This is a genomic window from Bifidobacterium sp., assembly GCF_022647885.1.
Taxonomy (GTDB): domain Bacteria; phylum Actinomycetota; class Actinomycetes; order Actinomycetales; family Bifidobacteriaceae; genus Bombiscardovia.
On record NZ_JALCLM010000001.1, the window covers coordinates 1,808,652 to 1,831,180 of the forward strand.

At 49.4% G+C, this 22,529-nt stretch carries 22 protein-coding genes; 8 read left to right on the forward strand and 14 right to left on the reverse strand.

What is annotated here, in order from left to right:
* Positions 1-42: 42 nt before the first annotated feature.
* The 5 genes from LKI20_RS07645 to LKI20_RS07665 all read right to left on the reverse strand — a co-directional run bounded on the left by LKI20_RS07645 (position 43) and on the right by LKI20_RS07665 (position 6,177).
* Positions 43-1,854, reverse strand: coding sequence for a hypothetical protein (locus tag LKI20_RS07645; protein ID WP_291772383.1), 1,812 nt, complete (start codon positions 1,852-1,854; stop codon positions 43-45).
* 183 nt (positions 1,855-2,037) lie between these two features.
* Entirely contained in the window at positions 2,038-3,447 is a 1,410-nt protein-coding gene (locus tag LKI20_RS07650) for an MFS transporter (RefSeq protein WP_291772386.1), read from the reverse strand.
* Between the two features lie 217 nt (positions 3,448-3,664).
* A complete protein-coding gene (scpB, locus tag LKI20_RS07655; protein ID WP_291772389.1) occupies positions 3,665-4,351 on the reverse strand; it encodes an SMC-Scp complex subunit ScpB in 687 nt (228 codons plus the stop codon).
* Between the two features lie 44 nt (positions 4,352-4,395).
* Positions 4,396-5,328 (reverse strand): segregation and condensation protein A, encoded by a 933-nt coding sequence (locus LKI20_RS07660; protein ID WP_291772392.1) that lies wholly within the window; start codon positions 5,326-5,328, stop codon positions 4,396-4,398.
* A 9-nt stretch (positions 5,329-5,337) separates the two neighbouring features.
* The gene (locus LKI20_RS07665; protein WP_291772395.1) at positions 5,338-6,177 is read right to left on the reverse strand and encodes a ParA family protein; all 840 of its coding nucleotides are present in this window, start codon (positions 6,175-6,177) and stop codon (positions 5,338-5,340) included.
* Positions 6,178-6,555: 378 nt separating this feature from the next.
* Between LKI20_RS07665 and LKI20_RS07670 the strand changes: the two genes are divergently transcribed.
* Positions 6,556-7,665 carry an extracellular solute-binding protein gene (locus LKI20_RS07670; RefSeq protein ID WP_291772398.1) on the forward strand — a complete coding sequence of 370 codons (1,110 nt, stop codon included), beginning with the start codon at positions 6,556-6,558 and terminating at the stop codon, positions 7,663-7,665.
* Between the two features lie 79 nt (positions 7,666-7,744).
* Complete coding sequence (locus LKI20_RS07675) at positions 7,745-9,472, forward strand: amidohydrolase (protein ID WP_291772401.1); 1,728 nt, start codon at positions 7,745-7,747, stop codon at positions 9,470-9,472.
* Here LKI20_RS07675 and xerD read toward each other — a convergent pair whose 3' ends face one another.
* From xerD to LKI20_RS07705, 6 genes are all read right to left on the reverse strand, one after another.
* The gene (gene xerD, locus LKI20_RS07680; RefSeq protein ID WP_291772404.1) at positions 9,473-10,396 is read right to left on the reverse strand and encodes a site-specific tyrosine recombinase XerD; all 924 of its coding nucleotides are present in this window, start codon (positions 10,394-10,396) and stop codon (positions 9,473-9,475) included.
* A gap of 464 nt (positions 10,397-10,860) precedes the next feature.
* Positions 10,861-11,244, reverse strand: coding sequence for a 50S ribosomal protein L20 (rplT, locus tag LKI20_RS07685; protein ID WP_291772407.1), 384 nt, complete (start codon positions 11,242-11,244; stop codon positions 10,861-10,863).
* 42 nt (positions 11,245-11,286) lie between these two features.
* Positions 11,287-11,481, reverse strand: coding sequence for a 50S ribosomal protein L35 (rpmI, locus tag LKI20_RS07690; RefSeq protein ID WP_033497784.1), 195 nt, complete (start codon positions 11,479-11,481; stop codon positions 11,287-11,289).
* Positions 11,462-12,346 (reverse strand): translation initiation factor IF-3, encoded by an 885-nt coding sequence (gene infC, locus LKI20_RS07695; RefSeq protein ID WP_434734951.1) that lies wholly within the window; start codon positions 12,344-12,346, stop codon positions 11,462-11,464. The genes rpmI and infC overlap by 20 nt, the downstream gene beginning before the upstream one ends.
* A gap of 220 nt (positions 12,347-12,566) precedes the next feature.
* On the reverse strand, positions 12,567-13,535 hold the full coding sequence (msrB, locus tag LKI20_RS07700; protein WP_291772413.1) for a peptide-methionine (R)-S-oxide reductase MsrB: 969 nt from the start codon (positions 13,533-13,535) through the stop codon (positions 12,567-12,569).
* A 111-nt stretch (positions 13,536-13,646) separates the two neighbouring features.
* Entirely contained in the window at positions 13,647-15,341 is a 1,695-nt protein-coding gene (locus tag LKI20_RS07705) for a spermidine synthase (RefSeq protein ID WP_291772416.1), read from the reverse strand.
* Positions 15,342-15,484: 143 nt separating this feature from the next.
* Here LKI20_RS07705 and LKI20_RS07710 point away from each other — a divergent pair, with 143 nt between their 5' ends.
* From LKI20_RS07710 to ybaK, 4 genes are all read left to right on the forward strand, one after another.
* Positions 15,485-16,207 carry a thiamine diphosphokinase gene (locus LKI20_RS07710; RefSeq protein WP_291772419.1) on the forward strand — a complete coding sequence of 241 codons (723 nt, stop codon included), beginning with the start codon at positions 15,485-15,487 and terminating at the stop codon, positions 16,205-16,207.
* A 114-nt stretch (positions 16,208-16,321) separates the two neighbouring features.
* Positions 16,322-16,705, forward strand: coding sequence for an arsenate reductase family protein (locus LKI20_RS07715; protein ID WP_291772422.1), 384 nt, complete (start codon positions 16,322-16,324; stop codon positions 16,703-16,705).
* 101 nt (positions 16,706-16,806) lie between these two features.
* Entirely contained in the window at positions 16,807-17,859 is a 1,053-nt protein-coding gene (gene gap, locus LKI20_RS07720) for a type I glyceraldehyde-3-phosphate dehydrogenase (protein WP_291772426.1), read from the forward strand.
* A 137-nt stretch (positions 17,860-17,996) separates the two neighbouring features.
* Positions 17,997-18,515 carry a Cys-tRNA(Pro) deacylase gene (ybaK, locus tag LKI20_RS07725; protein ID WP_291772429.1) on the forward strand — a complete coding sequence of 173 codons (519 nt, stop codon included), beginning with the start codon at positions 17,997-17,999 and terminating at the stop codon, positions 18,513-18,515.
* A 142-nt stretch (positions 18,516-18,657) separates the two neighbouring features.
* Here the strand turns inward: ybaK and ispH are convergent, their stop codons facing one another.
* Entirely contained in the window at positions 18,658-19,695 is a 1,038-nt protein-coding gene (gene ispH, locus LKI20_RS07730; RefSeq protein WP_291772434.1) for a 4-hydroxy-3-methylbut-2-enyl diphosphate reductase, read from the reverse strand.
* Positions 19,696-19,946: 251 nt separating this feature from the next.
* Here ispH and LKI20_RS07735 point away from each other — a divergent pair, with 251 nt between their 5' ends.
* Positions 19,947-20,942 carry an aldose 1-epimerase family protein gene (locus LKI20_RS07735; protein WP_291772437.1) on the forward strand — a complete coding sequence of 332 codons (996 nt, stop codon included), beginning with the start codon at positions 19,947-19,949 and terminating at the stop codon, positions 20,940-20,942.
* Between the two features lie 96 nt (positions 20,943-21,038).
* Positions 21,039-21,113, forward strand: a complete 75-nt coding sequence (locus LKI20_RS09880) for a 50S ribosomal protein bL37 (protein WP_003817083.1) — start codon at positions 21,039-21,041, stop codon at positions 21,111-21,113.
* A gap of 214 nt (positions 21,114-21,327) precedes the next feature.
* Here LKI20_RS09880 and LKI20_RS07740 read toward each other — a convergent pair whose 3' ends face one another.
* Both LKI20_RS07740 and LKI20_RS07745 read right to left on the reverse strand, forming a co-directional pair.
* Positions 21,328-21,609 (reverse strand): hypothetical protein, encoded by a 282-nt coding sequence (locus LKI20_RS07740; RefSeq protein WP_291772440.1) that lies wholly within the window; start codon positions 21,607-21,609, stop codon positions 21,328-21,330.
* Positions 21,610-21,611: 2 nt separating this feature from the next.
* Positions 21,612-22,373, reverse strand: a complete 762-nt coding sequence (locus LKI20_RS07745; protein WP_291773466.1) for a sigma-70 family RNA polymerase sigma factor — start codon at positions 22,371-22,373, stop codon at positions 21,612-21,614.
* Positions 22,374-22,529: the final 156 nt, after the last annotated feature.

Below are 22,529 nucleotides of genomic sequence, written 5' to 3' on the forward strand. Positions count from 1 at the left end.
CACGTGCTGTTTTGCACAGTTTCAACCGTGCTCTGCTACTACTTACGATTGATCTTCTACTGCTACCTGGAAGGTGAGTTGTCCGTAATAGTTACCGGACTTCGCACTCTGTGGTACTACACCACCAGTAAACCTCGCCTGTAAGGTCGCACTCACCGGAGTATCAGAAGAACCAGCAGCCACCAAAAGCCCGCCAGACTGGGAATCCAACAACGAAGCCTGCTGATTCACCCGCAACTCATAGGCCAACGAACGACCACCAGAACTCAACAACAACGGGCTACCACTAATATCCTTCAACCGCACCACCACACGCTCATCCGACTCCACCAGAGCAGTATTCACCTGCAGGTTCGCGTTATCACCAACCCACTCGGATACATCACCAGCCCGATTACCATCCAACACGAACCCAGCAGGCAACGTCACCACCACACCACCACTAATCTGACCCGTCACCACCACACTATGATCCCCAGCACCCACCTGATTAAGACCATGAGAATTCACACGCACCGTCCGTATCACCGGCTTAGTTGCCTTATTCGACCAACCAGTCGTGGCACTACCATCCTCCTGACCCCACACATACAAGGAATAATCCCTATCCACATCCAAATCCCCCAACACCATATTCCCGCCAGAAGTGTTACCAGACGCCACCACAGTGCCATCTGTAGCCTGAGGATCCACCAACTTCCAACCCAACCGGTCACCCGCCAGATCAGACGAACCCTCAAGATCCAACACCCACTCACCACCCACATCAGCAACATCAACCACCACACCAGTCGGTGCACCTTGAGTCTCATCAACAAACGTCAGCTGTACATCACCCACACCAGCCTGCGACTGATCACCAACATCAGCAGACAGAATCAGGTCGTCCAACCCCAAATGCAACGCAGGACGCAAACCAAAAGCGGCGTTGTTCGTAATGCTATTGTTCGGGTAACCGTCGTACCTCACATAGAACGCATACTGTCTGCCGGCCCAGAGAGCAGAACGCAACCAAGAGCCAGAAGCACCATTAGCACAATTACCAGAATTACCGGCATCAATATTAGTTTTGCAACGCAAATTATTATCAACCAAACTGCCAGAAGTATGGTTGAAATACTTGTTCACATCACCAATAGACAACGGAAACACCGAATAAGCGTTCACCGAAGGAGAAAACTCGGGACTAGTTGGCTCTTTATTAGATTCACACCCTGCGGACCGAGCAGCAGTACACACACCCTCAACCTGCCGACCGGCACGCAACAACAACTCCTGCTCAAACGAAGAATAATTCGCCGCACCAACAGCATCAGACACCACCGCAAGATTCGACTTATACGAAGCAGTCTCACTATCAAAAGAATTCCGAAACGAAGCATTCGTATCAAACTTAAAACCAGCAGTCACCACATCATCAGCCCACAACAGAGCCTCATTAGCAGCAACCGACGTCGTCGACGACGCCGACCAATCATTCGTAGGCACCGTCGCTTTATTAAACGACCTACCAGCCTCACTCGCCACCTCACCCTTCGCCAAAGTCTTATACCCACCAGACACCTGCTTAGAGTCATACGTAGAAGTGGATGAGTACGTCACATCTTTCTGCTTACCAAACACAATCCGACGCGTCGAAGCCCAACCACTCGAAGCCACAGGAGTCGCGCCAGCAGACAAGGTACTGAAATAGCCATCAAGCCCCAACTCCAACCCGTCAGCAGCCAACGCACGCTCAACCGGAGACACCACCCCAGCCAACACCACCAACCCAGTAACCACCACAAGCACCACCGACAACAACCACACACGAATCGCACCCAAACGACCCTCACCCACAAATAACCTACCCATAAGAGAACCACCCCGCCAAAGCGAAAACAGCCCCCCCCCCCGTGATCGGTCTCAAACACCACACCAGAGCACGACAGAGAAACACCAAACGAACAATATGCACAACATCATACACAATGTAAATTGTTTTATTACTGTTCTATAAGCAGATAGCTAAGGCAAACAGCGCTGTGCTGTGTGCAACTAATCTTCCAACTGCTTGCCCCGGAATTCAGGCAGAAACAGCGCACTCACGCAAGCGAGCGCAAATGCTACGCAAAACACTACAAAAGTTACGGTTTTCTCACCATGCCCAACCGTCAACATCAGAGGCACCAACAGTGGGGCAGCTATTGCAGCTAAGCGTCCAACTGAGGCAGCAGCACCTGCAGCAGCGGCACGTAATCTCGTTGGGTATATCTCAGGCGTAATCGCATACAATACGCCCCATGCCCCGAGGTTTGCAGCCGAAAGTAGCATGCCAAAACCCAACACTTGTGCAACCGTGTTTGCTTGCGAAAAGAGCAGAGCAGCAATCGCTGAGACTGCTAAAAATGAGCACAACGTGCGTCTTCTACCCCATATTTCAACTAGCCAAGCAGCTAAGAAATATCCTGGTAATTGAGCTAATGCAATAATCAGCGAATATCCAAAGGAGCTAGTTAACGAGCCGAATTGCTCAGTCAATAACGAAGGCATCCACGTGAAGGCCCCATAGTATGCGAAGTTTACAAAGAACCACGTAAACCATATTGCAGCGGTCCGTCCTCTGAACTGTGGTGCAAATAACGCTCTTGTCGGAATTTTAGTGAGTGGGGCTTGCCGCGGAGATTCAACCGGCGACACTCCACCAGCCTGTTCAAAGTAGCGCACAGCCTCTTCTGCACGATCATCCAATCCCTTTGATTCCAAATATCGTACAGATTCTGGAATGTGAATTCTCGCAACAATCGCATAAAGCAGCGGAGCCGCACCGATAAGAAGAGCCCAGCGCCATCCCCAATCTCCTGTGTTGGGAATGACGTAGTAGCCGATTGCTGCCGCGATAATCCAGCCGATTGCCCAAAATGACTCAAGTAATACTGTCATCCTCCCACGATGCGCAGCTGGCGAGAACTCACTAATCAGCGTCGATGCAACAGGAAGTTCAGCACCCAAGCCAAGACCTATCACGAATCTGGCCAGTAGCAGGGCCACCAAGGTCATAGATAACGCCATACCTGCACTGGCTATGCCAAATATCACTAAGGTAGCGGTAAATACCGTCTTGCGCCCAATCCGGTCGGCTAGAAAACCTCCAAGAGCAGCGCCGATAGCCATGCCGACGAAACCGATCGATAACACCCATGACCGTTCACTAAGAGTGAGTTGGAAATGGGGATCAGCCGCAATCGCAGCCACAACAAATGAGACCAAACCCACATCCATGGCATCAAAAGCCCACCCTATACCAGATGCGACAAGCAATTTCTTGTGGGCACGATTAATCGGCAAGCGATCCAAACGCTGATTCCTGCTCAGTGCCTCCGTCTGGGACGGTATCTGATGAGCTGAATGCTCTTGGTAATTATGCGACGATGAGGAAACTTCACTGTGCTCCGTTGACTTCTGCATACGGAATCCTTCTACTCAGGAACAAAGGAATACAGACCCGGTTCTCTAAATCCAACATATGATTCAGACAATAATGCACAATCCGTCAAATGCCAATAACTAAGCCTAGACTCGAGGGGGCCAGTGAAGGCGACCAAATAGATAACTGCACTAAAAGTGGAGTAAATTCTCTATAATCCAGCGAAAAAACTGCACTTTTAGTGCAGTTATCTGCTTTCTACCTGTCTTCCTCGTCGAGGACTGTATCGGCCTGTGGGAGGAATGGAGCCAGTGACGGCAAATCGGCAAGACTTTCCAAACCCATGTGGTCGAGGAACTCAGGAGTTGTTACCAGCAATCCTGCTCGCGTGTCTGCCTCCACACCATCCTCCCGTATGAGCCCGCGAATGGATAGGGAACGTATCACCCCGTCTGAATTCACCCCACGGATAGCAGCGACCTGTGCTCTGGTAATCGGCTGTTTGTAGGCAATAATCGATAAGGCTTCTAGCGCAGCTTGAGACAATCTGGCACTTTGCCCATCAGTGACGAATGCGGACACCACGCTCTCATATTCTGGTCTGCTGCAGTACTGCCAGCCCCTAGCAGTGTGTCTGAGTTCAAAACCGCGCCTACGTCTCGAACTATTTTCCTCATACTCATCACATAGAGTTGAAAGAGCATCTGCTACCTGTTGTTCACTTATAGACAGCACTCTAGCGAGATCGGTACTGTGCTGAGGTTGATCTGCGGCCATCAGCATAGCTTCAAGACAAGCGAGGAGTCCCCCTGGAAAATCATCAACATCGAAATCCACATATTCTGGTCTAGTGTCTATGGGCTTAGGACTTTGATTGTGCTCTGCTGCCTCACTGATTATTATCTCTGCATCATGGTCACTACCTAGGTCTTCAGAATCTTGCATTACCCCTCCTCTCAATCTCACACCTACGACATGGTAAAAGCACGCTAAGCGAAGTCATTGGCACTCATCGAGACTTCTTGAGTACTTTCTAAATCGGTGTCCCATCTGAGATAGAGCTCTTCGAATGGGCCTGCCTGCTTCACGTGTATGGCACCTTGCTTGAAAAATGCCAAGATCGCTAAGAACCGCGCCACCTTCTCCATGGTCGATTGCGCATCAGCAATCAACGCGGTGAAAGTCATAACCGTTCCCTTGGCGGCCGTAAGTCTTTGCCTCACTAAAGAAGCCTGCTGCTGAAGATCCACAATTGGTACGTGGAGCTGCGCCACCGAGACCTCAGTTAATGGCGCATTAGCCAGCACCTGCGCAGCAATTTTGGCCAGCGCTTCGCCGTCAATATCCCACTGCAGAACTGGAAGCATAGCCGCGAATGAACGGTCATTTTCAGGTTTATGAGGGAATCTACCAGCATTAGCGAGCAATCTGGCACGGAAATCATCACCAGCACGTTTGAACGCTTTGTACTGCAATAACCGCGCAAAAATCAAATCTCGCTCACGCAGAGCTTCCATGCTTTGCTCATCATGCTCACCGTCAGCACCACCTGGGAGAAGTGCAGCGCTTTTGGCTTCAATCAGTACTGCTGCAACATCCAGGAAAGCACTAGCCTCATCCAGACTGTCTTCAAAATTCAACTGACGGACATAGGCGATAAATTCCTCAGTAATAGAAGAAAGCGAGACCTCGGTCAGCTCAAGACGTTTATTTGCAATCATCCCCAGTAATGCATCAAATGGCCCTTGATACACATCTAAGGTAACCAAGAAACCTGATTCCTGTGCTTCACTAGCCACAGATGTATCAGGAGACGGCACATTTGAGGATAGTCCTTCCGGAGCTAATGCTTCGGAGAATTGCCTCTCAGAGGGTGCATATAACCCTGTATTGTTGCGGACAGCCTCGTCATTCATGTTCATCGAGAACGTTTACGCGACAATACCGCGTGCAATAAGTTCTCTGGCGACCTCTCGATATTCCTTTGAAGTCTTGTGAGCGGGCGCGTACATACTGATCGGTGCTCCTGAAACTGTGGCATCAGGCAATTTAATCGACCTCGTAATAACCGTATGGAAGACCTTGCCTTTGAATGCCTCGAAGATGCGCTGCAATACTTCTTCTGAATGCAATGTGCGGGTATACATCGTTACCAACACACCGTAGACCTCTAGCGAAGGATTAATGCGATTGCGAACCTTCTCAATTGACTGCATCAGGAGGGCCACACCACGAAGTGCGAAAAACTCGGCAGCGACGGGAATAATTACACCGTCCGCAGCAGTGAGTGCGTTCACAGTAAGTAGGCCTAGCGAGGGCTGACAATCAATAATAATGAGATCATACTCGTCACGAAGCGGGCGAAGAGTGCCGGATAAGACTTGCTCTCTACCAACCTCAGTTACCAGTTGAACTTCGGCAGCCGACAGATCGATATTCGCGGGGATGATGTCGAGATTGGGAAAACGTGTGTGCACCACAACTTCATGAACATCCATGGAAGGGTTAAACAGTGCCGTATAAATCGTGTTATCTACACTGTTGGCGTTAATACCCAAACCTACTGTGGCAGCACCTTGCGGATCAAAATCCACAATCAGTACCCTGCGACCATATAAACTCAAGGCTCCAGCTATGTTGATAGAACTGGTTGTCTTACCAACTCCACCCTTTTGGTTGCACATAGCAACCACGCGGGCTGGTCCATGTTGGTTCAGTGGTTCAGGGGCGGCGAAGGTGTCATACTCTCGCCCAAGCAAATCCGTAGGCATACCACCACATTACCAACATCCAAGACCTTGTTCGTTCCAGTTCATACAACGATTCATGCTGAGGCAAGCTCTCACAAGCAAATCTCACTCCGCGAATTCACTAGGTGATCTACTCCTCACAGAAGAATTCGACGCAAACCATCTGTAGAAAAAACACTAAATACGAAGCATTTTTCTAGTTTTACTCAGTTATTCGATGAAACATTGAGATAACACATGGTATTTCTATGTAAATTCCCAGCAACGATAACGAAACACATCATTGCTATTTCCTTATACATACATACACCTCGAACACAACCCAATATTCCTCACCCCTCCATCCAGACCAAACAACACACCGGCAAGCTGCCTCTTGAATGAATGTGACCTGAGAATATGAACAATATAAACGCAACCAGACTCGCAACAACATCCATCATCACGCTACTTATCTTGGGAGGCTGCTCATCAGGCGTCGGCAACGACAGTGCATCAGATGATTCTTCGGCAGTCGCTTTTACCCCTGCCACTAGCGGCGAACTGCATATATATACTTGGTCGGACTATTACCCCGACGATTTGCTCAAAAGCTTCGAAGAAGATACTGGCATCAAAACTACAATCGATTACTACGAAAGCAATGAAGTCTTGATGTCTAAGCTCCAAGCAACCTCTGGCAGTGGATATGACGTGGTTGTTCCAAGCGACTATGCAGTCGAACTGTTGGCAGATGAGGGCTTGCTGCAACAGATCAATGCTCTTGATTTACCCAACGGCAAGAATATTGAAGATGATTTTCGACAAGTATATTTTGATAAAGGCAGGAAATATTCGGCACCATATTTGTATGGCACCACTGGATATATGTATGACTCATCTTTACTTGCAGCAGGTGAAACAGCACCTGACAGTTGGAAAGACTACTTCACTTCTGATGCAGCTTGGAATGCCAGTCCTGGAATTTTCAACGACCAAACAGATGGTGTTAATGCTGCGCTGAGAGCCAGTGGTGGGGAACCCTGCTCAACAGACCCGACTGAGTTACAAGCTGCCCAAGACTTGCTCACAGAGTATAAGAAGAAAGTACAAAACATCAGTTCTGACTCTGTTATTGATCGACTGATCTCTGGAGAAAACTCAGTTGCCATGATCTGGAATGGTGCAGGGCACAGAGTCAGTGAGCAGAAATCGAGTATGGATTATGTCTATCCGTCAGAAGGCATGTCCTCATATCAAGATAATTGGGCAGTGCCTTCCGGTGCAGAAAATGTGCAACAAGCTTTGACCTTTATCAACTGGATGATGGAGCCTGAGAATATAGCAGCTGCTGCTAATTATCAGGGATATGACGCCGGCATTACAGGTGTAGATGAGCTTCTTGACGACAGTCTGCGTAACGATCCTGCAGTGAGTCCGCCTGATGATGCCAAAATCGAGCTCGTTCCAACTTGCTCAAATGAAGCTATCAACAATTACACCAAAATCTGGGAAAGCTTTAAATCGTGAACCTTCTCAACCGTGCAAGTATGACTGTCCTGCGCACACCAAAGATTTCGATTATCTATTTCAGTCCAAAGGAGTAGAGGTGACTAAAGCCAAACAGCAAGATGAGAAGGTATCCTCACAATCTGACTATTTCTCACGCAGGAATTCCCCACACAGTAATCTCCAACCCAGCAACCTCCAACCCAGTAATCTCTCATCTGATGAAATACTGACACTGACGAATGCCAGAATTTGGATTAATAGCACTCAACGAAGTTCAACAATAAGCTTTCAACATGGCAAAGTACTTGCTTACGGAGAAGAGGCCGACCATCTGGCAAAGCAGGGCAAGATATTAGATATGGACGGCGCATGCGTGATTCCAGCCTTCTCAGACGGCCACTGTCATCCCATCTTTGGCGGTATGGAGAGTATGGGTCCGGCAATCAGTGCGTTGCAATCTGTAGAAGACATTCTCAGCGAGGTTGCACAGTGGGCAGCTGCACATCCTGAGTCGTCGTGGGTGATTGGTGCCAGCTATGATCCTTCGCTCTCCCCTGGCGGCAGCTTTGACGCTCGCTGGTTAGATGAGGCAGTGCCAGATCGCCCATGCTATTTGCGCGCGCATGATTACCATTCATTATGGTGCAACAGTGAAGCATTGCGCGTTGCAGGAATCAGCTCTGACACACCGGAACCTGAACTCGGTAGTATCGATCGACGAGACGATGGATCACCACTAGGAACATTGCGCGAATGGCATGCAGTCGATTTAGTGATGGCTAAAGCCCCGCGCAGTGACAGAGATGATTTGGCAAGAGCATTACGCATAGCTTGTGCCGAACAAAATCGTTTCGGTATTACTTGGATGCAAGACGCATGGGTTGATGAGGGTATGCATACCCCTTATGTAGATTTACTCCAACAAGGCGCTCTCAATGTCAGATCGAATCTGGCACAACGCGCTGATCCACACTACTGGAAGGAACAAAGCGCTGGTTTCTTGAAAGTGCGTCAAGAAATCAGCGAAGTAGCTCAGACAATGCATGCCGAAGATATGTTGAGCGCACGCACTATCAAATATTTTGCGGATGGTGTGATTGAGTCTGGAACAGGCGCAATGTTGGATCCCTACGACAATAGTGACAGCACAGGCATGGAAGTTTGGAAAAGGGAAGAACTACTTCAGGCGGTCGCTCACTTCGATGCACTGGGATTTCAAACACATATCCATGCAATTGGCGATCGTGCTGTGCGCAATGCTCTAGATGCTATTGCATATGCGATTCAAACTAATCCACGATGGGACAGACGACCCGTTATCACTCATTGTCAGCTTATTCAACCTATAGATATTCCTCGCTTTGCCGCTCTGGGAATCACTGCCAACGTAGAAGCATACTGGGCTCAAATGGACCCTCTGATGGTCGAGCTGACTGCTCCACGACTTGCAGCAAGGAGCGATTTGCAATACCCCTTCGCTTCATTGAAATCTTCTGGAACACGCCTTGCGCATGGTAGTGATTGGCCAGTTTCGAGCAATAATCCATTGCTCGCAATTGCCACCGCAGTGACTCGCCAAACTGCTTCTGGGCATCCCGAAGGCGGCTGGATTCCTGCTGAACGTCTTAAGGTGAGGTCAGCAATGGCCATGGCTACCGAAGGTTCTGCGTATCAGGCTTGGACTGATACCTTCCGTGGCAGTCTTGATGTCGGTAAACATGCTGACTTTGCTGTGCTCGATGCAGATCCGGACAGCATCGGTGTGCACCGATTAGGAAATATTACCGTGTTGCAAACTTGGCTAAAAGGCACCAGAGTGTATTAATCAGTGCGCGCGAGGATGAGCTAGAGTATATGCCTCGATGAGGTTATCGGGACTCACATGAGTGTAAATCTGCGTAGTGGTTACCGAAGAGTGCCCCAGAAGCTCCTGAACCGTGCGAACATCAGCGCCTCCCTGAATCAGATGCGTAGCAAAAGAGTGTCTAAGTGTGTGGGGATGAAGAGGACGGGTGATGCCTGCTCTGTGACCAGCGAGTTGAACTATTTCCCAGACTGACTGGCGTGACAGACGTTTACCACGTTTATTAAGCATGACTGCCGACCGTTCGACAACTCTTGTCGATTTACGTTGTAAAGCCGGTCTACCTACATTGAGGTAATGCTGCATCGCCTCCAACGCATAAGATCCAAAAGGTACCAGGCGTTGTTTTGAACCTTTTCCTGTCAATTTCACTACGCAGGATTCCAAATCAATATCAGCAATATCCATGCCTACAACCTCAGATACGCGTGCGCCTGTCGCGTACATAAATTCCAGTAGAGCCTTATCTCTCAACACAACTGGATCGCTCGCCCCTCCACACTGTGCAGCATCAAGCAATGCACTGACTTCATCAATGGTGAGCACATCAGGAAGCTGCTGGCCTGATTTAGGTGCTTTCACCCTCTCTGATACGTCCACGGTCACCACATGTTGTTTGAGTGCAAAACGATGAAACTCGTGAATTGAGGCAAGACGTCGCGCTCTACTTCTGCTACTTTCCGAAGCTAAAGTGGTAATAAATGATTCCACGTCATCACTAGTAACATCTGCTATATCGTTGATGCCTCGCTGCTCTATATATGCGATGTATTTATGCAAGTCAGAAGAGTAAGCGCTTACTGTAGCCTTCGACAGGCCACGTTCCACACCGGTATAAGCGAGGAACTGCTCAAGTAATTCCTGATAATAATTGGTATCGCTCATCTTGCGCACGGTCCGTAACTATGCCATCTATGACGTATCTGGCCTTGTATGCTCCGACGCGGTAACAGTAATGCATCTGGCGAAAAACGATATGAGCTGCCAGACGATGACATGAACTTCATAAGTTGCATCCTATCCGCAAATATCGTTTTTACATCCCTCTGTAAGGCGAAATCACACCTTGCTGCCGTTTGTGTAGGGATTTCCATTAAGACTGCCCTCACACCAAACCGGAAAATGGCGAGATTTCAGGCTTCTTGCTATTGTGACCACACCGATTCGCTCATTAATCCCTACACAAACGAACAGCAGTCACAGACCAGCGCCTATTCATGTACATATTTGTACAGTATTAATTCAGTTTGGCTGATTCAAGATACAAAAGTATACAAAATACGCCATGACCCCGCACTCGGCGAGGTCATGGCGTTACTACAATGCAGTGAAATTACAGATTAGTGTAATCAGGCAGCAACTGGTGCATTAACATCTTCGGGCAATGCCTTCTTGGCTTCAGCGACAATAGCGCTGAAAGTCTCAGGATCACTTACAGCCAGTTCAGCAAGCGCGCGACGATCGAGATCGATGTCAGCGAGACGCAAGCCCTGGATGAAGCGGTTGTACGTTATTCCCTCAGCGCGGACAGCTGCATTAATGCGCTGGATCCACAGTTTACGGAAATCACCCTTACGTGCCTTACGGTCACGGAAGCTGTAATTATATGAGTGGAGCAGTTGCTCCTTGGCCTTGCGGTACAGACGTGAACGCTGCCCACGGTAGCCGGAAGCCCTTTCGAGTACGGTGCGACGCTTCTTATGAGCGTTCACTGCGCGCTTAACACGTGCCATTATTGTTCCTCAGCTTTCTTGGATTTTTGGCTTTGGGCCGGCTCAGTGGTTGAGCAGCTTCTTCATTTTCTTGGACTGGCTTGGTGCGAGCACCTGATCTGCAGCCAGCGCACGACGCTTACGCGCAGACTTATGCTCAAGGTTGTGGCGCATTGCGCTTCCTACCTGCATCAGCTTGCCCGTGCCGGTGACACGCACGCGCTTGGACGCGGCGGAATTACTTTTCATCTTCGGCATTGCTGCCCTCCTTGGTTGTTGTCTTGTTCACAGAAGTCTTTGCGGAGGCTACCGCATGCATCCCCTTCGCAGCAACAGATGTTGCCGGCTTCGAGGCTTTCGGTGAAGTCGAAGCGTTGTGGATTCTTTCTCCTAACGCAGCTGCGCTCTGAGGTTTAGAGTCCTGCTTCGCAGCCAGACGTGCTGCCTGACGTGCCTGACGCTCTGCCTTGGCCTGGTCGCCACGACGGCGCTGCTCTGATTGCGTATGCACCTTCTTGCCCTTTGGAGCAAGGGTCATGATGATATTACGACCCTCCTGCTTTGGGGAAGATTCAATGCTGCCAAGATCAGAAATCTCATCGGCAAGACGGCGTAACAACTCGACACCGCCGATAGGGCGGGACTGCTCGCGTCCGCGAAGCATAATGGTGACTTTAACCTTGTCACCACCCTGAAGAAAGCGGCTTACATGCCCTTTCTTGACCTCGAAATCATGGCTGTCAATCTTGAGGCGGAAACGGATTTCCTTGACCTCAGCAGTGCTTTGATTACGACGGGCCTCTCGGGCCTTAATCTTCTCGGTGTACTTGAATTTGCCGTAATCGATGAGCTTGGTCACCGGTGGTTTGGCGTTCGGCGCCACCTCGACCAAATCGAGATTCGCCTCCCGTGCCAGATTGAGCGCGACCGAGGTTGCAATAACCCCCACCTGTTCGCCATTTGGTCCGATCAGGCGTACTTGGGGTACTCGAATCTCGTCGTTGATCCGTGGTTCGTCGCTAATGATGACTCCTTCGCTTACTACTATTCGTGGAGCCTCGTCTAGATACTTGCATATATCGTTGGATTCAGTGCATAGCCGATTGCACGCCAGAATAGACATCACATAGATGCCACTATTCACAGCAGCAATTCATAACGTAGCGTTATAACACGCTACAACAGGCTTATGCCTTGAACCCGAAGCCATGCAAGGCTTCCAGGTGGGAAGTTCCGCTTTCTTGATTGCTCAAGCCTTGTAGATAATACCACATACCTTCGAATGTTGTAACCACAGCACAAATTCAGTGCTGTAATACTTTTCTACGAAACTTGGCAGTTGCCTAATCCAAGTCTGAGAGATATGCTCCATAACCTTCTTGCTCCATCTCATCCTTGGGCACGAAACGCAACGATGCTGAGTTCATGCAATAACGTAGACCGCCGCGCTCCGCTGGACCATCGTCAAAAACATGGCCAAGATGAATCTGAGTTTCCGCAGTGCGGATCTCAGTGCGGGGCCGACCAGGAATTGTATGGTCGCTATGCTCAGTCACTACATCCGGCGAAATGGTCTTGGAGAAAGCAGGCCAGCCGCAACCCGAATCGAATTTATCTTTCGAAAGAAACAATGGCTTGCCGCTGACCACATCTACATAAATTCCCGCTTCGAAGGTGTTGTCATAAGCGTTGGTAAATGGCATTTCAGTTGCTGCATGCTGTGTAACTTCATACTGTTCGCGGTTAAGCTGCCATATCTGTTCGATGTACCGCTGACGATTAGCTACATTCTGAATCTTCGCTATCGAAATGTGACAGTAACCGCCAGGATTGTTGTTCAGATAATCTTGATGGTAGCTTTCTGCTGGATAAAAATTGCGTAACGGCTCAGCCTCAACGGCGGGGGTCTTCCCCTCTCTCTGAGCCAATTCATCAAGAGCCTGACGAAATACATGCTCTTGCTCGGTCTGCATATGTGCCGGCCAATACAAGCCTGATCGATACTGCCTACCTACGTCGTTACCTTGTTGGTTAATCGCGAAAGGATCAATGACATCGAGGAACAGTAGCACCAAGGTGCGCAAACTTACTCGTTCAGGGTCAAACTCAACTTCAACCGCTTCAACAGCATCTGTGCCCCCATCACAAACCTCTTCATAGCTTGGATTTGGCTTATGAGACTGGGCATAGCCCACCACGGTGTTCAACACACCATCAACACCCTGAAGGTAACGTTCCATACCCCAGAAACATCCTCCAGCAACAACCGTTTTTCCGCTCTTCGAAACTACATCCATCGACACTGTATTCATGGCACCAGTATCCGCCGAAGAAGGTGCGCATCCAAGCTTCTCCACTCTTGGCGCAACGCTTGCATGGTGCACTTAGCGACAAGACATGTCGCCTTGAGCTACTGAAAGTCACTACTGCATCTGCATGAGGCCTGAGATACCTTGAGTGCGAAGCACTTCCTTATAAGGCCCCGCTTGCTGAGCAATCAGTTCATCGATAGCCCTCATGCCTAGTAGCTCTACTGGTGCTTTATCATCAGTAAGTACCAGTGAATCATTACCAACATTTCCTCTATCGACCGTCACAAACCGCGAAGCCACCTCACCCATATAACTGGTGAGTGCAGTATCGCCGGTAAGGTCTTCAGTACGTTGTTGCAACGCTGAAGCCTGAGAGGCTTGCTGCATCGTAGCATCAGCGGCGACTTTCTTCGAGGAAGTCTTGTGCTCTGCACTTGGTGCCTTGGCAAACAGCTCCCTATTCGTTGTGCCTGGAACATCGGCCATCACCACCGATTCGAGATTTGTTCCTTCGTTGAACACACTGGAAATGGTGGCCTGCAATGCTTGATTAATCGATCCCTCTCCATCAGAAATCATATTCATGTTCACCACCATCACTCCCCCTGGATTCAAATGTTGGCGAACCGATGTGAAAAATTCACTGGATGACATTTGGAAGGGAATGGTGATGTCTTGATAGGCATCAACCATGATTACATCGAATCGTTGTTTGCTGCCCTCTAACCAGGCACGACCATCGTAAGTACTTACTGGAATGTCGGAGGGCTCATCAAAGTATCTTCCGGCTAGATTCGTGATGGATTGGTCAATTTCCACACCTTGGATGCTCATATCTGGGTAGTATTCGCGTAATTGCCGAGCGTATGTGCCCGTTCCCATACCGAGAATTAAGGCTGAATCAGCTTTATCAGCAAGTGCAGGAGCCGCGAGCGCAGTGTCGTAATACAGACCAGTGAGCCCGCCCTCCTTCATAGTCACCGACTGCACGCCAAAGAGCACATTGGTCGAAAGGATAGTCCGATCTGCCAAAGTCTTGACCTGTAAATAGTTGTAAATCGATTCGCCTTCGTAAGTTAGTTTGCCTTCCCAGAAGGCAAAACCGGTCAGCGGGGAAAGCACTGCGGATACGACGAATATCACGATGCTGACGGCGCTGGCAACACGTTGCACCTTTGCTGCTGCGAAATAAATGATAGGGAGTGCCAGCAGAAGCCCTGAGAAAATGAGGAAAGTCACGAAGGTTCCCGCTGCCGGAATAGTAACGAAAGTCGGCAGAAAAGTGCCAAGAATGGAACCGACTGTATTGCACGCACCGAGTCTGCCAACGATTGTCGCATTATCTTCCAAGGAATCTGTAGTGAATTTGACCAATCCTGGAGTAACTGTTCCCAGCAAAAACAGCGGCGGGACGAAAATAATCATGCAACTAACGAATGCAGCAATCACTAAGAAATTCGTTGAAACAGTAATAATAAGTAACCCTGATATAAGAATGATGATGTACTTGCCCACCAGAGGAATCAACGCAATCCAGACGGCCGCAATCAGAATGCGCATATATAGGCGATCCGGATTAGGATCTTTGTCGGCTCGACGCCCTCCCCACATATTTCCCAAGGCCAAGGCAATCATAATGGTGCCAATAATGATGGTCCAGACAATTTGAGAGCTCGAAAAATATGGTGCGAGTAAGCGTGATGCTCCTAGTTCGGCCGCCATCACCGCCATTCCCGAGAAAAATTCCGTGATGTATAAGAATGTTTTTGACCGCAAAATCGGTCTGACGGACGTTGTCTTCTGCATGCAGCCCCCATGGTCACGGTATGCTCTCTCTTCACAAACGATACAGGCTGTGTGTCACTACGCCCTAAGATTGAGTTTCAGATAACACCTGACAACATTCTTGACAACGCGTGGTTCTTCTACAACATATGGAACGGAGCTCGATGAACACCACAAAGCATGGCATCATCTTCGGAGCCGGTGAGTATTTCGATACACAGCCGGATACCATTGCGGGAGCACTCGTTATCGCAGCAGACGGTGGTTACGATGCTGCTATGTCGTTTGGATTCACTCCTGATGCCATCATCGGAGACTTTGATTCTCTGGAGGGCGATATCCCTGACAGTGGGCACACCGTGCGACTTCATCCTGAAAAAGATGACACCGATATGCTGTCAGCATTCAAAATCGGATGGCAGCAGGGGGCTCGGATATTCGATGTTTACGGCGGACTCGGAGGCCGTCTCGACCATACAATCGGTAACTTGCAACTCCTCTCGGACATCGCGCAGCACGGGGGTATCGCGTTCTTGCATGGCGCAGACACTATCGTGACAGCAATCAGCAACGCAAAGCTAAGTTTCCCTGCAAATAAGGTTGAGGCGCGCAGAATGGTATCCGTTTTTTCTCATTCAGATTCTTCATACGATGTGACAGAAATAGGGCTGAAATATGAGCTCGACCACGTGCGGCTGCGCAACGACCATCCTCTTGGCATTAGCAATGAATTCAGAGTGAACACACCCGCCACGGTTTCCGTTGGCAAGGGCACACTCATCATCACCTTCCCCAGCGAGGCTCCGCCCCCCGAGTGGACGGGCAATATTACCCCCACCGCAACTCTCGGCCCCATAGATGACCACATTTCCTCACTACTGGCCTGAACTACTGGCCGGATTTGAGATAACTGCGATAAAAGTTGGTTTCAGAAGCACTTTTTTCAGGATATATCTCCACTTTTATCGCAGTTATCTTCGTGATGGACTTTACTGGAGGGTATGAGTATGGTTTCAGAAGAACAGCACGCTGAGGCGTTGTTTGTGTGTTACACCAAGTGTTCAACGTGTGCGAAGGCACGTAAGTGGCTCAACGAACATCACATCAACTTCCATGAGCGAGACATCAAAACCGACAACCCAACAGCAGAGGAATTGACCTTATGGCATAACCTCAGCGGTATGCCAATCCGGAGATTGTTTAACACCTCTGGTCAGTTGTACCGGCAGCTCAATATGAAAGACCGGCTACCGTCGATGAGCACCGAAGAGGCAGTAGCAATACTCTCCACAGACGGCATGTTAGTTAAGCGTCCCATTCTCGTCCAAGGCCAGCAAGTGCTAGTCGGATTTAACGAAGAAGCATGGTCAGGAGCTTTGCTCTAAGTACAGGCGGCGCATTAGAGTTGTCCTTGTTATAAAAGTTGACCACGGCACCTTGCGTTTCATGCATAAGCGCCATGGCCTAATCCCTGAGGGAGATATACATGACAGTAAAGATTGGCATCAACGGCTTCGGTCGTATTGGTCGTCTCGCATTCCGTCGTATCTTCGAGCTGCAGCATCGCGGCGGCGAGGCCGGTGACATCGAGGTCGCAGCAATCAACGATCTGACCACGCCTTCGATGCTGGCATACCTGCTGAAGTACGATAGCACCCACGGCACCTTCAAGCATGATGACGGCACTCCAGTCGAGGTAACCTCAACTGATACCTCAATCGTTGTAGACGGCAAGGAATACACGGTATACGCCGAGCGCGATGCCTCCAATATTCCTTGGGTTAAGAACGACGGCGTTGAGTTTGTGCTCGAATGCACCGGCTTCTACACCTCCGCAGCCAAGTCCCAGGCTCACTTGGATGCAGGCGCCAAGAAGGTTCTTATCTCCGCTCCTGCAAAGGACGACGTTCCTACCGTTGTTTATGGTGTGAACCACGAGATTTTGAAGGCTTCGGATTCTATTGTTTCCGCTGGATCCTGCACCACCAATTCACTGGCCGCTATGGTCAAGCTGCTTGACGACAAGTTTGGCGTCAAGGTTGGCTTCATGACCACCATCCACGCTTACACCGGCACCCAGATGATTCTGGACGGCCCTCGTGGAAGCAAGCCACGCGCCAACCGTGCAGCCGCAATCAACACCATCGAACACTCCACCGGTGCCGCCAAGGCCATCGGCAAGGTTGTTCCTTCTGTTGACGGCAAGCTGCAGGGCCACGCACAGCGCGTTGCCATCCCTGACGGCTCAGTCACCGAGCTGACCACCATCCTGGGCAAGAAGGTCACCGTTGACGAAATCAACGACACCTTCAAGGCCGCCTTCTCCGATACCGATTACTTCGGTTACAACGGTGATGGCATCGTGACCTCTGATATCGTCGGCGACACCCACGGTGGCGTTTTCGATCCAACCCAGACCGATGTTAATGATGCAGATGGCGAACAGCTCGTCCGCACCGTTTCCTTCTACGATAACGAGTATGGATTCACTTCAAACATGATTCGTACCCTGCTCTACTTCGCTGAGATCTCTGAGTGAACTAGCACCATCGTATAAGCGAAGAGCCCGCCGGAGTTACTCTGGCGGGCTCTTTGTTATCCCTATGGCGTAGCATCGCCACACCACCTAGAACATAGCTACAACTAACATCAACAAACGGAGAAGGTCTAACAAGGATGGGCAAAAGTTCTAAGAAATCACGGCAACACAACAGCTCAGCTTCCACACCAGCTACCGTGATGCTCGAACAAGCGGGCATCCCATTCAACGTGTATGAATACGAGCATTCGTCTGACCATATGGACAATGGCTATGGGCTGGAAGCTGTTGAGAAGCTGGGCAAGGATGCTCAACAAATCTTCAAAACCCTTATGGCAGATTCAGGAGATCAACGTGTGATTGGTATCGTTCCAGTTACTGGGCACCTCGATTTGAAAGCTCTCGCTGCGAGTGTGGGAGTTAAGAAACTTTCAATGGCCAATCCCAAAATTGCTCAACGTGAAAGTGGCTACGTCCTTGGCGGCATCTCACCATTAGGTCAACGCAGTAACCACACCACAGTGCTAGATGACAGTGCTTTGCAGTTCGACGAGATTCTTGTCTCTGGCGGTAAGCGCGGATTCGATATTGGTATCAATCCACACGCATTATTGGATGTGCTCAAAGCAACTCATGCACCTATCGCCACCTGGTGAATTCACACGGTGTGGATTAGCACAGCATAAATTAGCACAACGCGAATAGTAGGTGTGATTTAGCACGTATATAGTGCTATTCGCACCGCGCTGTCGACTCAGCATCATTCGTGCATCTTTGATGGATGCGCCCCTGCTGGAATCAACGTAGCGGCGCAGGAAGTGCAAACTGTGTATGTTGTTCTGCTGCGCCAATCACCTCAACCGTATGAAATTCATAGTTTTCTAAAACCTTGATCACTTCCTGTATCAGGCTCTCTGGCGCTGAAGCACCTGACGATAAACCAATAATTTGAGCATCTCTCAACCACTCCTGCTGAAGTTCTTGGGCACGATCAATACGATGCGCACGACGATGTATACCGTCCATCTTGCTATCGAACACATCTTGAGCGACCTTCAACAGCTGACGAGTATTCGATGAATGATCCGACCCGATAACTATCACCGCATCAGAGGCCTCGGCCAATTGCTTGACTGCAAACTGTCTGTCTTGAGTTGCATAGCAGATATCGGCACTCGGAGGCATTTCTACTGCCGGAAAGCGCTTACGAAGGTGTCGTTGTAACTCTGCTGTCTCATCGACACTCAATGTAGTTTGCGTTAAGCACACCAGCTTGGTGCCTGGGCTAACATGCAAGGCATCCACATCCTCAATGCTCTCTACTAGATGAATACGATCAGGAGCTTCACCTACAACCCCAATGGCTTCATCATGACCCTGCTGCGCGATGTACACAATGTGATAGCCCAATTTTGCATAACGCAATACTTCACGGTGAACCTTGCTCACTAAGGGGCATGTGGCATCCACAACATATAGCTGCCTTGCTAAAGCTTCTCGTCGCACTTCTGGCGACACACCATGCGCAGAAAACACCACAGGGATAGCCGCCTCAGCAGCTGCTTGGGGAATGTCTTGTAATGCTTCAACAAAGACCACACCCTGCTGCTCAAAGTGCTCTACCACGTGTCGGTTGTGCACAATCTCTCGCCTTACATACACAGGTGGAAGTTCTTTAGGGTTGGTTTGCTGTTCAGTCCTTGCTGAATTGTCGAGAATCATCTGGACACTACGAACCGCTCGGTCTACGCCAGCACAAAACCCGCGCGGTTGAGCAATAAGAATTTTTTTGGCACTGTGATGATTACGATGCTCTATCGCTTCACTTGTATGCATGGTTCTCGCTATCTTCTTTGCACAATGACTTCTTCGTGGAGTTCTGTTCACTGACTAGCACATATGCACTAGCAGTAATCAGTATCGTAAAGTTATTACGCCATTTGCAACAGCAGCGAAGGCTCATCTGCACTGATACGACATGACATTGCTGATTCATGATTTGAGTTTGCGCCGTGGATTGCGTGAGACAGGCACATGCCACTACAGTAAGTTAACGATAACATTCGCCGTCAATGCAGAGGGCACACATGAGTCAACAAGCCAACACCATCATCCGACCAACACCTTCAAACACACCTCGGACTGGTCAACAATATTCAATACATTTCGGCGACTATAGCGCTGTGATCACTCAACTCGGAGCCATACTGAGACGTTTCGACTACCAGAGCAAAGAGGTCATTGTGCCATTCGGAGAGAATGATACGATCCCTTGCTGCAACGGCTATGCACTTGTCCCATATCCGAATCGAGTGGAAGATGGGGAATACTCTTTCGAAGGTGTCACTTACCAAATGCCCATTGATGAAGTGGACCGACAGACTGCCATACACGGTTTCGGGTACCGATACATGTGGAATTTAGAAACCTTAACAGAATCTAGTGTGTCATTGAGTTGGCGAAGTCCAAATCTTACCAGCTACCCTTTTGATATCATCGTGACCGTACTGTATGAACTGAATGCCGATGGACTAACCATGAGCACTGTCGCTTACAACAACGGATCCATTCGAGCACCGTGGGCGTTTGGCATTCACCCTTGGCTCTCTAACGGTGGCAATGGAGAAAACGGTATTGAAATTGAAGCCGACAACGCCAAATGCAGATTGAATCTGCCCTGCAATATTCATGTGACTGTAAATCCTGATCGTCTACTACCCACAGGCGAAGAATCTGTTGCCAATACCCAGTATGATTTGCGCGACAACCCAACTCTTGCAGGTCGTTCTTTTGACGACGCGTGGACTGGTGTGCAACGTGACGAGGAAGGCAACACCACAGCAGTTTTCACTCGACCAGATGGGCTACAAGTCTCGTTGAGGGGAGATAACACAATACATGCCTGGCAAGTTTGTACAGCAACAGGATTCCCCGAAGGGCAACATCCTGCCGGAGTGGCTGTGGAACCGATGACTGCATATGCTAACGCCTTGCGCACGGGTAAGGACCTAGTGGTTATTGAACCGGATGCCTGTTATCAAACAACAATTCACTATCATGCAGAACAACTCAATAACGATTAAGCATTAATCAGTTCGGCGAGGGGTTCAGAGTTGTGTCAGTCCTGTCGATGTGAGATAATCCATCAGGTTTATTCGTCATAAGCAAAGGAGTCCATCATGGGCATGCGTGGACGTAAGCGCAAAGATCGTCGCAAGAAGGCCGCTAACCACGGCAAAAGGCCAAACGCCTGAGATTGCGAGCTATCCGTCAACCAGCGGATTCAGGGAATTGAATCGTTAAGTGGTTCATCACCCCACCAACTAGTCGAAGTATATTCGGCATATAGTTGGTGGGGTTTCCTGTTTTCAACAGGCCGTCACACTGCTTGCGCCAACCAGTCCCGCTGCACTATCCAGATCAATCACTGCCTAGATCAATCGCTGCAAAGTAGTGAGGCCAAGTCAATTACCGAGATACATCCTCACGACCGTCACCGAATTCGTCGATTTGTGAATCGGCACTGACATCAGACATCATATTGCGAAGACGCTGGACGAGACATTCAGGTGCTTGTTCAGGTCTTAAGTAGTTACGAATCATGTTGATAAGAGCCTTCTCGCGCTCATCACAACAGGTGTCGGGGTCAAAGCTTTCTGCAATCTCGATATGTGCCACTTCAACTCTACTTTGAGCATTACCCGTTTGTGTCACGGAGATATGGCTATATCGTTCGACGTGATTACTCATGTCTAACCCTTTCTCCCGTCAATAGCTTCGAAGTCTTCTGCAGGTCCTTCTACTCCTCGAGTAGAAGGACCTGCAGCCTGCTGAGATCTGTTTTCGCTAGTAGACAGACCTCGCGCAATCTTTGCTTTCGCGACTTCATTGCTGTGTTGCTCTCCATTATGGACTGCAGCATCCACTGACTTCGCGGATGGTGAAACCTGAAGCGTACCAGAGTCTGCCGCTCTACCTACCGTGCGCTGTTCACCATATCCACGATCCTTCGCGTAGCTTGCCAACTCCTCTTTGAGCTGAGCGCGAGCACGATTGAGCCGACTCATCACTGTACCGATTTTGATTCCCTGTTCATCAGCTACTTGTTGGTAACTTTTCCCATCTATGGCTGCATCAATAAACACCTGACGGCGTTCAGGAGACAATGTATCTAAGGCTGCCATGATTTCTTCTGGCGCAAAAGCTTCAAGATATTCCTGTTCAGCGGATTTTAACCCCTCCGAAGAATGCCCTGAAGCAGAATAGATATCCCAGTCGTCATACTCCCCTGTTGAATCATTAGCACGTTGAGGACGACGCTTTGCCTTATGGTATTGATTGAAAAATGCGTTACGTTGGATGGTTGTCATCCAAGCTTCGAAGTTGCTACCGGGTTCGAATCTGTCAAAAGCCTTGAAGCCCCGCTCAAAAGTATCTTGTACTAGATCCTGGGCATCGTCTGGATCGTTGGTCAGCTTCATTGCTTGACGATATAAAGCATTCACAGCAGGCATGGCTAACGCCTCAAAGCGTCTACGTTTCTCCTCGAATTTCTGCTGATTTGCCACATCCACCATTGTGCCATTACTCGAAGCTAATAGCCGAGGCGGAGTGTTCAGAAAGTATTTATCGACCTAACAATCCTGTTCTTGGCATATTGAAGCCGACAC

Excerpts from the sequence above, each read along its gene's own strand:
- ybaK (WP_291772429.1), top strand. The coding sequence starts at position 17,997 with ATGGGCAAAAGTTCTAAGAAATCACGGCAACACAACAGCTCAGCTTCC.
- msrB (WP_291772413.1), bottom strand. The coding sequence starts at position 13,535 with ATGAATACAGTGTCGATGGATGTAGTTTCGAAGAGCGGAAAAACGGTT.
- LKI20_RS07645 (WP_291772383.1), bottom strand. The coding sequence starts at position 1,854 with ATGGGTAGGTTATTTGTGGGTGAGGGTCGTTTGGGTGCGATTCGTGTG.
- ispH (WP_291772434.1), bottom strand. The coding sequence starts at position 19,695 with ATGCATACAAGTGAAGCGATAGAGCATCGTAATCATCACAGTGCCAAA.
- rplT (WP_291772407.1), bottom strand. The coding sequence starts at position 11,244 with ATGGCACGTGTTAAGCGCGCAGTGAACGCTCATAAGAAGCGTCGCACC.
- LKI20_RS07735 (WP_291772437.1), top strand. The coding sequence starts at position 19,947 with ATGAGTCAACAAGCCAACACCATCATCCGACCAACACCTTCAAACACA.
- LKI20_RS07740 (WP_291772440.1), bottom strand. The coding sequence starts at position 21,609 with ATGAGTAATCACGTCGAACGATATAGCCATATCTCCGTGACACAAACG.
- LKI20_RS07715 (WP_291772422.1), top strand. The coding sequence starts at position 16,322 with ATGAGTATGGTTTCAGAAGAACAGCACGCTGAGGCGTTGTTTGTGTGT.
- LKI20_RS07650 (WP_291772386.1), bottom strand. The coding sequence starts at position 3,447 with ATGCAGAAGTCAACGGAGCACAGTGAAGTTTCCTCATCGTCGCATAAT.
- LKI20_RS07705 (WP_291772416.1), bottom strand. The coding sequence starts at position 15,341 with ATGCAGAAGACAACGTCCGTCAGACCGATTTTGCGGTCAAAAACATTC.
- infC (WP_434734951.1), bottom strand. The coding sequence starts at position 12,346 with ATGTCTATTCTGGCGTGCAATCGGCTATGCACTGAATCCAACGATATA.
- gap (WP_291772426.1), top strand. The coding sequence starts at position 16,807 with ATGACAGTAAAGATTGGCATCAACGGCTTCGGTCGTATTGGTCGTCTC.
- LKI20_RS07710 (WP_291772419.1), top strand. The coding sequence starts at position 15,485 with ATGAACACCACAAAGCATGGCATCATCTTCGGAGCCGGTGAGTATTTC.
- LKI20_RS07745 (WP_291773466.1), bottom strand. The coding sequence starts at position 22,373 with ATGCCTGCTGTGAATGCTTTATATCGTCAAGCAATGAAGCTGACCAAC.
- xerD (WP_291772404.1), bottom strand. The coding sequence starts at position 10,396 with ATGAGCGATACCAATTATTATCAGGAATTACTTGAGCAGTTCCTCGCT.
- scpB (WP_291772389.1), bottom strand. The coding sequence starts at position 4,351 with ATGCAAGATTCTGAAGACCTAGGTAGTGACCATGATGCAGAGATAATA.
- LKI20_RS07665 (WP_291772395.1), bottom strand. The coding sequence starts at position 6,177 with ATGCCTACGGATTTGCTTGGGCGAGAGTATGACACCTTCGCCGCCCCT.
- LKI20_RS07670 (WP_291772398.1), top strand. The coding sequence starts at position 6,556 with ATGAACAATATAAACGCAACCAGACTCGCAACAACATCCATCATCACG.
- rpmI (WP_033497784.1), bottom strand. The coding sequence starts at position 11,481 with ATGCCGAAGATGAAAAGTAATTCCGCCGCGTCCAAGCGCGTGCGTGTC.
- LKI20_RS07660 (WP_291772392.1), bottom strand. The coding sequence starts at position 5,328 with ATGAACATGAATGACGAGGCTGTCCGCAACAATACAGGGTTATATGCA.